Source organism: Clostridia bacterium (assembly GCA_012841935.1).
GTDB lineage: Bacteria > Bacillota > Peptococcia > DRI-13 > DTU073 > DUTS01.
On sequence record DUTS01000025.1, the window covers coordinates 1 to 12062 of the forward strand.

Consider the following 12062-nt stretch of genomic DNA (forward strand, 5'->3'; position numbering starts at 1 on the left):
ACCAACATTAGTTACGGCTTCTTTAATACTATCCATGGCCTTCATAATCTGAGCAAAGGATTCACCACTTTGTTCCACGGTTTTGGAACCTGCTTGTACCTCTTTGACACCTTTATCAGTGGCACTACTTACCCGTTCCACACCCTCTTGAATTTTATTGATGAAATCATCTATTTGTTTTACCGAGTCTTCCGATTGCTCTGCTAATTGACGAATTTCTTCAGCAACTACAGCAAAGCCCCTACCGTATTCACCGGCATTAGCGGCTTCAATGGCTGCATTTAAAGCTAAAAGATTGGTTTGTTGTGCTATGGAACCAATTATTTCTATAATCTCTCCAATTTTATCCGAAAACTGACCTAATTCTTTAACCCTTTCCCCAATATTTAAAGTTACCTGACGTATTTTATCCATCTGCTCCATATTTTTCACGATATAAGTATTACCTTCCTGAGAAAGCAAATCGGCCCGAGTAGTATCCACTTTTGCTCTTTCATGATTACCCTTGATTTGACCAACGGCGTTTTCCACTTTTTCAATGGCCTTAGCCATAGTTTGGGCTTGTCTCATTTGCTGTTGAGTTGTTTCTGCCAAATCCTCAACAGTACAAGCCGTTTGCCGAGCACCTTCATTTGTTTCCTCAGCAATAGCTAAGACATATTGACAGGCCTTTGTCGTTTCACCAGCAGTATTTTCAATTTGACCAATTAAATTTCTTAAATTAAGAACAGCCTCATTAAAAGCCAACGCTAGTTGACCAATTTCGGTTTTATGCTCTTTAGTTTCAATTTGTGCGGTTAAATCATAGGTTTTTAATTTTTGAGTAGTCCCGATTAATTTTTTAATTGGATTAAAAATTGAATGATAAACCATGGCCTCAAAAACAAGAGCAATAGTGATACTTAATAAAATCATGAACAATAAAATTTTACGTGAATCACTATAAACCTTTTTACTATCATTATAAAGACTTGCACCATAGGCTAAATGATAATTTTCTAAATCTTGAATTGCCAGCAGAACATCCTCTTGATAGCTAAATAATTGCTGTAAATCTGCTTGTAGTGAACCATCCCTTTCAGCATAGGTAAGTACCTCGCGAAACTGATTATAAGGGGCCATTTTCTCAACCACATTATCCATTTTTTCCCTAACAACTGGATCGGCTGTATAGGCATAAAGTTTTGTAACATTAACAGCTACCTGATCTAATTTAAAATCAATATCTTCCCTTAATTTATTTAATTCCGTTTGCCTAGTGGTTAACTGATATAAAAATATTAATTTACTGATTTCTTCATTATAGGCTCTCAATTCCCCCAACATATTTAATCCCTGCATAAATTCCGAGTACATTTCTTCAACAGAATTATTTACTATTTGCAGCTGTTGAGCTCCAAAAGCACCGATGACCACTATTCCTAATACACAAATAAGAATAAGGGTAATTAATTTTGTACTTAATTTCCACTTATTCATGAATATATTATCCCCTTCCCGTAAAATAATAACCTCAATAACTAAATTCTACAAGATCTCGCTATCTCCTCTATTAAATACTATAAATTTGTGCAATTAGGGATATTTAAATTTTTCCGTCTAAAAACCTAGGTTGACAGTCGGAAACAGACTATCGACAATAATTGCCTTGCCCATTCCATTTTTTATAAGACTGTCAACCTAGATCTAGTTTACCCCGTGAGCTATTTTGTATGTAATTATGAAAAGTGTATGTTTTACCATTTAAAAACCGAATAGTTTTGTAACACCTAAAATTACTATTATTCCCCCCGGCACTAGAACAGCTGTTTTTTTAAAATTACCGACATTTAGACAGCGTCCAACAAAAATACCTAAATTTAACATTACAAATTCCGCTATTCCCACACACAGCGGTGTAAAAACTAAACTATAACCTGACATAGCTGCACCTAATCCAGCTCCCAAAGCATCAAGGGCTAACGCCAAACCTACTACATAGGCTTCCTTTAAATCAATTACTCCTGATCTGTTTAAATCAGCCTCTATCGGTTCACGTAAAACATTTAAAACCAGGCAATCACTTTTAGCCAAAAAATATTGCTGTCCAATTATTGAAAAACCTACACCGATCAAAATTAAACCACCTAAAAAAACCGCCACCTGAGTTGATAAAAAAAAGGCACACATTTTACCACAAGTCATTGAAAAAAACATTGCTCCCGCCGAAAAAAAACAAATAACAATTAAAGGAATAAAGGGAACTTTAATTTTTCTTAAACCATATGACAATCCCATCGCTAATCCATCCATACTCAATGCTAAAGAAAAAAGTAAGATTACCAACAACAAATTTCACCCCTTTTAGTCAACTACCTACACTATATGCACAAGTCCTTAAGGGGTTAATAATTTGGGACTATACTTTAACCACTGGGTAATGTATAATTAATAATAATTACGCATAATTTTACATTAACCTAAGGAGGAAAAAAATGATTAGTCCTACAGAAAAAGCTGCTATTTTAATTGAAGCCCTGCCCTATATTCAAAAGTTTTTTGGAAAAACCGTAGTAATCAAACTTGGTGGTCATGCCATGCTCAATTCCGAACTGGAAAAATTAATTTTACAAGACATAATTCTCATGAAATTAGTAGGAATGAATCCAGTTATTATTCACGGGGGTGGACCAGAAATTAATTACTGGCTGCAAAAAACAGGCAAAAAAACAAAATTTGTGCATGGTTTAAGAGTTACAGATAAACACACCATTGAACTTGTGGAAATGGTATTGAGCGGCAATATTAATCAAAAAATCGTTCAACAAATTAATAATCTCGGTGGTCGGGCTATTGGTATTTCCGGTAAAGATGCTCAATTAATCCAGACTAAAAAAAAGAGAATTGCCTCTGAAACAGAACTAGGTTTTGTAGGAGAAATAGAGGAAATCAAACCGGAAATTATAGAACTTTTAAGCAAACAAGATCTAATTCCCGTTATTTCCCCTTTAGGCTATGGTCTTGATGGTCACACTTATAATATTAATGCCGATTATGCTGCTGGGGCTCTTAGTGGTGCTTTAAAAGCCCATAAATTAGTAATGCTTACTAATGTGGAAGGAATTTACTTAAATCAAGATACTGCAACCCATGTTTCGCAATTAACGGTTAAAGAAATTAAACATTATTTAAAACAAGGTATTATTAACGGCGGCATGATTCCCAAAGTGGAAAGCTGTCTTTTAGCCTTAGAATATGGTGTTTCCCATGTCCACATTATTAATGGTCAAAAACCACATACATTGCTTTTGGAGATTTTCACTAACCAAGGTATTGGCACTATGATTGTCCCCTCCTAAATAACTTGCATTATTCAGCTAAGTATATTAACTTATGGTTAGACTAAAACAAGGAGTGGAAATAGATGACAAATGTTTACGACCTACTTATGGAAAGGGGCTACATTGAACAAGCTACCCATGAAGAAGAAATTAGAGATCTTTTAAATAATGAACAAGTTACCTTCTATATTGGCTTTGATCCCACAGCAGATAGCCTTCATGTAGGCCATTTTATACAAATAATGGTGATGATGCATCTGCAGGCTGCCGGGCACCGCCCCATTGCCCTTTTTGGCGGGGGCACTGGTTTAATAGGTGACCCCTCAGGACGCACGGATATGCGTCAAATGTTGACTTTGGAACAAATCAATAAAAACGTACAATCCTTTCAAAAACAATTTGCTCGTTTCATTAATTTTGAAAATGGACAGGCTTTAATGATCAATAATGCCACCTGGCTGACAAAACTTAACTATATTGAATTTATTCGCGATATTGGGCGTCATTTTTCCGTAAACCGAATGCTTACCGCCGAATGTTTTAAAAATCGTTTAGAAAAGGGACTTTCTTTTTTAGAATTTAGTTATATGCTGCTACAGGCTTATGATTTTTTAGAATTATACCGCCGCTATAATTGTCGGTTGCAAATGGGTGGTAATGACCAATGGTCCAACATTATCAGTGGTGTAGATTTAATTAGGCGTGTCGAACAAGGAAATGCCTATGGACTTACCTTCAAACTACTAACTACTAGTGAAGGTAAAAAAATGGGGAAAACCGAAACAGGCACTGTTTGGTTAAATCCCCAAAAAACATCTCCTTATGAATTTTATCAATATTGGCGTAATATCGCTGATCCCGATGTCGAAAACTGTTTAGCCCTACTTACTTTTTTACCAATGTCAACAGTAAAGAAATTAGGAAGCTTACCAGGTGAAGAAATTAACCAAGCTAAAGAAATTTTGGCTTATGAAGTAACTAAATTAGTGCACGGAGAAAAAGAAGCACTTAAAGTAAAACAAGCTGCCCAAACACTTTTTGGCAAGCAAACAAAAGATGCCGCGGCCATTCCCACTACTAAGCTAACTAAAAGTGAGTTTACCAAAGGAATGAATATTCTCACTTTGCTTACTAAAACCAAACTAATTTCTTCTAATAGTGAAGGCCGACGTTTAATTGAACAAGGTGGTATCTATTTAAATAACGAACGAGTGCAGGATACTTTTCTAACTATTAACTTGACGGATTTCACAGACCAACAATTAATGCTTAGAAAAGGCAAAAAAGTATATCACCGTGTTCAACTAAATTAAAGTGCCAATAATCTAGTTTCCAGTAAAGTATTACGTTTCATCACTTGGTTGTTTCTTAAAGCAATCGCCAAAGCCTTTTTAGTACCCAAAAGAACCATTACCCTTTTAGCTCTAGTAACACAAGTATATAATAAATTACGCTGTAGCATAATAAAATGCTGCATAGTAAAAGGAGCCACTACAATTTCAAATTCACTACCTTGGCTTTTATGAATGGTTGTGGCATAAGCCAAAACAACTTCATCTAATTCCGTTAATTCATAATTTACACAGTGCTGATCAAAACGAATCAGCACTTTTTTTTCTTCTTCATCAATTTTAATTATGCGGCCAAAATCACCATTAAAAACACCTTTATCATAATTATTTTTTATCTGCATAACCTTGTCATTTAATTTAAATTTAAATCCCCGATAAGTTACTACCTTTTTTTGCGGATTTAAAACTGTTTGCAAAACTTCATTTAAATTCCTGACCCCAATAATTCCTCTTTGCATAGGGGTTAAAACCTGAATATCCTCAATGGGATCAACCTGATAATAGGTCGGTAGGCGTTGAGCACAAAGCCCTTTAATTTCCTGCAGCACTTCTTCCGGTTCACTAATTTCTATAAAAAAGAAATCATTTTCTCGGTTACTTTTTAAATAAGGAAAATGTCCCCGATTAATTTTATGGGCATTAGTAATAATTCTACTACCTCTAGCCTGCCGAAAAATACGCGTTAATTTAACCGTATTAACAACCCCAGAATTAATAATATCACGCAGAACATTGCCTGGTCCTACAGAAGGTAATTGATCCACATCCCCTACCAAAAGTACCATGGCCTTATTAGGGACTGCTTTTAATAAATTATACATTAAAATTAAATCAACCATGGACATTTCATCAACAATCAGCACATCACAATCCAAAGGATTATTTAAATTTTTTTGATAACCATGAGGAGGTTTATATTCCAAAAGACGGTGTAAAGTACTCGCTGTTTTACCAGTTGTTTCTGACATTCTTTTAGCAGCCCGACCTGTGGGAGCAGCCAAAAGAATTTTAGCCTGCATTTTTTCCAAAACCCGCATAATGGCTAAAATAGTTGTTGTCTTTCCAGTACCCGGTCCACCGGTTAAAACCATTACCTTTGAATTACAAGCTTCCTTAATTGCTTTTAATTGTACCTGATCATAAACCAAACGTTCTTCTTTTTGAACTTGCTCAATTATTTTTTCTAAATCAGGAAAAACAAAAGGTCGGGGTGCAGCCATAATTTCTTTAATTCTTTGGGCTACACCTTTTTCACTTAGATAAAAAGTAGGTAAATAAATTTTATCTTCACCCTCCAAAATCAAATCCCCACTTTTAAGCAATCTCTTCAAAGCTTCTTCTAAAAGACCTACCTCTACTTCCAATATTTCGCCGGCTTCTGCAAATAATTGCTCCCATAAAGCAAAACAATGGCCTTCATTAGCCAATTGATTTAAAACATAAATCAAGCCAGCTTGACAGCGCAGTGGAGAATTTTTAGCAAAACCTAATTGTGATGCAATTTTATCTGCAGTTTTAAAACCAATTCCCCAAATGTCATCAGCCAAACGATAAGGATTTTCTTTGACAATATTTATACTAGCATTACCATATGTTTTATAAATTTTTACAGCATAGGCTACCGAAACTTCGTGTTCCTGTAAAAAAAGCATCACATTTTTTATTTCTTTTTGTTCCTGCCAAGCCTCTTTAATCATAGCAATACGTTTGGGACCAATTCCCTCTACTTCCTTTAACCTTTCCGGCTCTGTTTCGATAATCCGAATAGTCTCTTCCCGAAATTTTTTTACAATCCTGTGAGCATTAACCGGACCAATTCCTTTAATCAAACCACTGCCTAAATATCTTTCAATTCCGGCTATGGTTGCCGGTACTTTTTCCACACAGGAATGAACTTGAAATTGCCGCCCAAACTTACTGTTAAATACCCATTTACCTTCTAGCTCTACAAGGGAACCCAAATTAACAAAGGAAAGTTGACCAACCAAAGTAACCAATTCCGGATAACCTTTAGCCTTTATTTTAATTACACTAAAGCCATTATCCTCATTCACATATGTAATTCTTTCCACAACTCCTGTTAATTTTTCCATCCTTTTTCTCCCTTGCTTTAAGTTTAGTTTATCATAAAAAAGAAAGGTGACAAACATAAGCTGCTTATCACCTTAAATGCCCCTAGTTTTACAAACATTCACCCATTCAGCAGCCCGCAGAGCTGCCCGACGTAAAAAAGCGGGATTATGAGGCTCACGAGTTTCCGGAAGAAACTCCGGAGGACGATATTGCTGTAGATAGTAATAATGTGCACCTGCGATTACCTGTGCCATTTCCCAAATATCTACTTCACTAAGTTCAGGGACCACAGTAGTTCGAAATTCGTAAGCCACCTTTCCCTCCAATAATAATTTTATACTAGCCTTAATTTCGGCTTCAAAAGAATCTGTAGCACAAATCTCCTTATATTTACTAAACGGAGCCTTAAAATCCATAGCAATATAATCAAGTAAATTAGCCTTTAAAAGCATTTTTAAAACTTGAGGATTAGTACCATTGGTATCTAGTTTTACTAAAAACCCCTTTTCCTTGACTTTACCTATAAACTCAGCTAAATCCTTTTGTAAAGTAGGTTCTCCTCCACTGATTACCACAGCATCCAAAAGTCCCCGCCTTTTTTCCAAATAAGCAAAAACATCTATTTCACTGATTAATTCCGGGTTTTTTTCCGGAATTAACAGTGAACGATTATGACAATAATAACAGTCCAAATTACAACCCGGGGTAAAAACAACCACAGCTATTTTACCCGGATAATCAACAAATGAATTCTTTTCCCAACCAGCTATGAGCATATTACCTTCTCCGGTAATTTAAATTTCTTACGCTCAAAATATTCTTCTTTTTTACCCTTGTTATAATTTTGCACAGGCCTCAAATAACCAACCACCCGTGACCAAACTTCTGTAGCCTGACCACATTCTGGACAAGTAAATTGTTCACCCCGTAAATAACCATGATCAGGACAGATACTAAATGTCGGGGTGATGGAAATATACGGTAATTTGTAGTTCTCAAATGTTTTTCTAATTAAGTTTTTACAGGTATGAATATCTTCAATACTTTCACCAAGATATAAATGATGAACAGTACCCCCAGTATATAAGTCCTGTAAATCATCCTGTAAATCTAAAACCTCAAAAACATCATCTGAATAGCCTACAGGTACCTGACTAGAATTAGTGTAATAGGGTACATCCTGTCCAGCCGTAATTATCTCTGGATATTTTTCCTTATCCAACTGAGCCAAACGATAAGAAGTACCTTCAGCAGGTGTAGCTTCTAAATTATAAACATGACCGGTTTCCTCTTGAAATTCCATTAAAACATCCCTTAAATAAAGTAAAATTTCTTTGGCAAATTCTTGTCCCTCTTTTGTCGTGATATCTTTACCCATAAAATTTAATAAGGCCTCATTCATACCAATAATTCCAATAGTACTAAAATGATTGTACCAATATTGTCCCGTTCTTTCCTTTATGTTATTTAAATAAAAAGTAGAGTAAGGATATAATTTATCTTCTGATTGCTGTTCAATAATCTTTCTTTTAATTTCCAAAGAGGTTTTACCAATACAAGCCAGTCTCCATAAACGTGCTTTAAACTCACTTTTGGTTTCCGCCAGATAACCTATTCTCGGTAAATTAATGGTAAACACGCCAATTGAACCAGTCATAGGGTTACTACCAAATAAACCTCCACCTCTTTTTCTTAATTCACGCGTATTTAAACGTAAACGACAACACATGGAAACTGCATCTTCCGGTGACAAATCGGAATTTACATAGTTCGCAAAATAGGGAATCCCATATTTGCAGGTAATTTTCATAAAATCATCAATTACAGGATTATCCCAATCAAAATCCTTAGTAATATTAATCGTGGGAATCGGGAAAGTAAAGACGCGTCCTTTGGCATCCCCTTCTAACATTACTTCACAAAAAGCACGATTAAATAAATCCATTTCCTCTTGAAATTCACCATAAGTAGTATCTAACATTTCCCCACCAATCACTACCGCCTGATCTTTTAAAGTAGAGGGAACATTAATATCAAAAGTTAAATTAGAAAAAGGACACTGAAAACCTACCCGTGTAGGTACATTCATATTAAAAACAAATTCCTGTAAACATTGTTTTACATTTTTATAAGTTAAACCATCATAACGAATAAATGGTGCACAATAAGTATCAAAGCTAGACCAAGCCTGTGCCCCAGCTGTTTCACCTTGAGTAGTAAAGGTGGAATTAATAATTTGACCTAAAAAAGATCTTAAATGTTTAGCTGGTCTACTTTCTACCTTGCCATTTACTCCTCCAAAACCATCTGTTAATAATTGTCGTAAATCCCAACCAGCACAATAGGGACCAAAAAAACCTAAATCATGAATATGGGCATCACCACTTTGATGAGCCTCCCTTACTTCTACCGGATAGATTTCATGCAGCCAATATTGTTTAGTAAAAGTTTCTCGCACATAATTATTTAAACCATTAATGCTTTTTTGGGTATTGGCATTTTCCTGTACCTGCCAATCTTTTTCACCCAAATAATTTGTAAACATATCAATAGTTGCCCCAATTAAAGCATTAATTTCTCGTGCACCTTTACGTTTTTCCCGGTATAAAATAAAAGCCTTGGCCGTTTGAGCATGTCCATTTTCGATCAATACTTTTTCAACCAAGTCCTGAATACCTTCCACATCAGGTGCACTTTCCCCATATTTCTCCTTGGCTAATTTTAGCACCTGCTGACATAAGTATTCAGCTCTACCAAAATCATCCCCACCACAGGCCATAGCGGCTTTAAAAATTGCCCAAGTAATTTTCTCCGGCTTAAACTTTTCTAATGAACCATCTCTTTTGATAATTTCCGTGAACATTTGGCACCACCCTATTTTATTATATCAAAAAACTAACTAACCTAAAACGAATAGTTTTATTTAGCTCCTATTCAATTACTCTTCATTTTCCTTAGGAACCTCAATTTCCTGCTCTCCCTGAATTCGTATTCCACACCGACCACAAAATGTTTCGGTTTTTGCTACCTGATGACCACAAGCCGGACAAGAAAGCATTTCCTTAATTTCATTAATTTTTTCATTATAAAAGGCAATATTGTCCTGATGAGTTTTTATTTGTTTTACCCATTTAGCTACTTGGGGATCCGTTATTTCACCTTTAGCACATTCCAAAAAACAATATTCCCCCAATTTTATATATAAATCCCTGATACCCTCCTTCTCAGTTTTAATATTCATATTCAATTTAGTTATTTCCATTACCTCACCAGATTTTTGAGCCGCACTCTTCGCTAAACCGCTAACCTTATCCCGTAAATTACTAAAAAAAGTCATCTTTACCACCCCCTCTTTAATTATATTAAACACATTATAATTATATTCAACAAAGTCTCCCTTTTTCCTCTGTTTTTTTGCCCAACATTTTAAATTCCCGTGTTTAGTGTATTTGTCAAGTGAAAAGTACCCCACTTTGGGACAAAAAAATTAATTATTTTTTGCCCATTCAGTTGTTTCTTTAAGACGAAATGAATTACCATTCATGTTCACAATATAGGCTTTATGAGTTAAGCGGTCTACCATGGCTGCTGTAAGAACGGGATCTAGGAAAATCTCATCCCACCTTTCAAAAGATAAATTTGTGGTAATTATTGTAGATTTTCTCTCTGCCCTTAAAGACAAATGGGTAAATAAAAGATCCGAACCCTCCTTGTCAAATGAGATGTAACCTAATTCATCGGCAATGACTAAATCATACTTTTCGAATTTGTTCCCAAATGCCCTTAGCGTCTTTTCTGAGCGACTTTCCTTAAGCTGGTTGATTAAAGATGGTATCGTGGAAAAAAACACTTTGTAACCGGCTAAACACGCTTTTATCCCCAGCCCTATGGCAAAATGAGTTTTACCGGTACCAGGCTTTCCAGCCATAATAATGTTCTGCCCAGTTTGGATGAAATCTAATGAAGAAAGAGTTTTAAATTTTCTTTGGGCATCCTCTGGTAGGTCATCCACGATGATGTCTTCGAGATATTTCTTGTAAGGAAATGCAGCCCTACGCACCCTGTCTTGTTTAGCATTTTCCTGTCGTCTATCACACTCCTTTTGTAATAACTCCCACAAAAACTGATCATAGCTTACTTCTTTTAAATTGGCTTCTTGAATTGCTTCGCGATAGCTACTTTTTAAAACAGGCATTTTTAAATAAAGGGCGAAATCTTCAATGTCTTGGTAAATATTTTTGTTCATATTACAACCACCTCTTTCGCAAATGCCTCGTTACCATAAGGAATTAGTTGCCCAAATTGCTTAAGCATAGCTAATGAGCTGTTTTTAATCTGCAAGGTTGCACTATCGTGTACAGTAAATTTAGATTTATCCACTGTATTGCGATTGCAAATAGCCTTAATGGTTTCCGTTGTAACCTCTAGCGGTGAAACTTTTGTAAGTAAATTAATAGCATCTTCAACTTTTTCTAACCCATGTTCTGAAACAAAAAATATTAAATCGATAAAATCCCTCCCTTTTGTGGTATAGTATTGATGATAGATTTTTTTGAGCCTTGGATTAGCTTGGTGGAGTGCAACACTGGTAGCTAATGCCCCGGGCTTCTTTTTTAATGTGAATACTCCAGGCATTTGAGCCCATCTTCCTAGTGTGGGTAGCAATTAAATCTCCCTCGTAAAAGCAACGGATCTCATTAGAGTAGATTTTGGTTAAAACCAGCTTGCCAACATATTTATCCGGAACCGAGTAATAGCAGTTATCCACTGTTATGACTGAATTCCGTAATTCGTGCCGCGTCATATGGGGGTAGATTAGGTAATAAATGCGGTCTTTCCAATTCTAGAATGTCTATTGCCGTTTTATCATTAAGACCCTTTTCGTTTCCAGCATTTATATTGCAGAAACGGAACTTAAAACCGTAATATAGCGATAATGCAATGCTTCCGTTGGTTCTCCTTCGGCACCGGCAAGTTTTTTAACAGCCACTCTAGTATTATCGTACACCATCAGTTTGTACACATTGCCCAAATGTTCAAAAAACTTAGCATGGGATTCTAAAAAACAGGCTGTGTCTTGCTTTAGGAATAGAGTTGCATAACGATAGTTTCCGGCGGCACTGGTAAAAACCGCAATCTGTAATTTTATCAATCGACCAGCGATGGTTAATTTTACTTCACCCCAATCAAATTCGCATACCTCACCAAGGGCATAAAGGGCTTGGAATAGTTTTTTTTTCTGTTCCAAGAAGTCAGCAGAGGTCATAGTACTTTGGAGATACGAGCCACAATAGATATGTGGAGGTCTCACAACCAA

11 protein-coding genes are annotated in these 12062 nt (G+C 35.8%); 2 read left to right on the plus strand and 9 right to left on the minus strand.

Annotated elements, in window-relative coordinates:
* Both GX687_01420 and GX687_01425 read right to left on the minus strand, forming a co-directional pair.
* A partial coding sequence (locus GX687_01420) for a methyl-accepting chemotaxis protein (protein HHX96110.1) occupies positions 1–1479 on the minus strand: 1479 nt, incomplete at its 3' end.
* Positions 1480–1743: 264 nt separating this feature from the next.
* The gene (locus tag GX687_01425) at positions 1744–2328 is read right to left on the minus strand and encodes a hypothetical protein (GenBank protein HHX96111.1); all 585 of its coding nucleotides are present in this window, start codon (positions 2326–2328) and stop codon (positions 1744–1746) included.
* 146 nt (positions 2329–2474) lie between these two features.
* Here GX687_01425 and argB point away from each other — a divergent pair, with 146 nt between their 5' ends.
* Positions 2475–3338: an acetylglutamate kinase gene (gene argB / locus GX687_01430; protein ID HHX96112.1), complete on the plus strand. Its 864-nt coding sequence runs from the start codon at positions 2475–2477 to the stop codon at positions 3336–3338.
* Between the two features lie 65 nt (positions 3339–3403).
* Positions 3404–4633, plus strand: coding sequence for a tyrosine--tRNA ligase (locus GX687_01435; GenBank protein HHX96113.1), 1230 nt, complete (start codon positions 3404–3406; stop codon positions 4631–4633).
* Here the strand turns inward: GX687_01435 and GX687_01440 are convergent.
* The 7 genes from GX687_01440 to GX687_01470 form a co-directional block, all read right to left on the minus strand.
* Entirely contained in the window at positions 4630–6765 is a 2136-nt protein-coding gene (locus tag GX687_01440) for an ATP-dependent RecD-like DNA helicase (GenBank protein HHX96114.1), read from the minus strand. The two genes, GX687_01435 and GX687_01440, sit on opposite strands and share 4 nt — an antisense overlap.
* Before the next feature lie 72 nt (positions 6766–6837).
* The gene (locus tag GX687_01445; protein HHX96115.1) at positions 6838–7521 is read right to left on the minus strand and encodes an anaerobic ribonucleoside-triphosphate reductase activating protein; all 684 of its coding nucleotides are present in this window, start codon (positions 7519–7521) and stop codon (positions 6838–6840) included.
* On the minus strand, positions 7512–9608 hold the full coding sequence (locus tag GX687_01450) for a ribonucleoside triphosphate reductase (GenBank protein ID HHX96116.1): 2097 nt from the start codon (positions 9606–9608) through the stop codon (positions 7512–7514). Before GX687_01450 ends, GX687_01445 begins: the two co-directional genes overlap by 10 nt.
* Positions 9609–9683: 75 nt before the next feature.
* Positions 9684–10082: a hypothetical protein gene (locus GX687_01455; protein ID HHX96117.1), complete on the minus strand. Its 399-nt coding sequence runs from the start codon at positions 10080–10082 to the stop codon at positions 9684–9686.
* 150 nt (positions 10083–10232) lie between these two features.
* Positions 10233–10991: an ATP-binding protein gene (locus GX687_01460; GenBank protein ID HHX96118.1), complete on the minus strand. Its 759-nt coding sequence runs from the start codon at positions 10989–10991 to the stop codon at positions 10233–10235.
* Complete coding sequence (locus GX687_01465; protein HHX96119.1) at positions 10988–11380, minus strand: hypothetical protein; 393 nt, start codon at positions 11378–11380, stop codon at positions 10988–10990. Before GX687_01465 ends, GX687_01460 begins: the two co-directional genes overlap by 4 nt.
* A 259-nt stretch (positions 11381–11639) precedes the next feature.
* Positions 11640–12011: a transposase gene (locus GX687_01470; GenBank protein HHX96120.1), complete on the minus strand. Its 372-nt coding sequence runs from the start codon at positions 12009–12011 to the stop codon at positions 11640–11642.
* Positions 12012–12062: the final 51 nt, after the last annotated feature.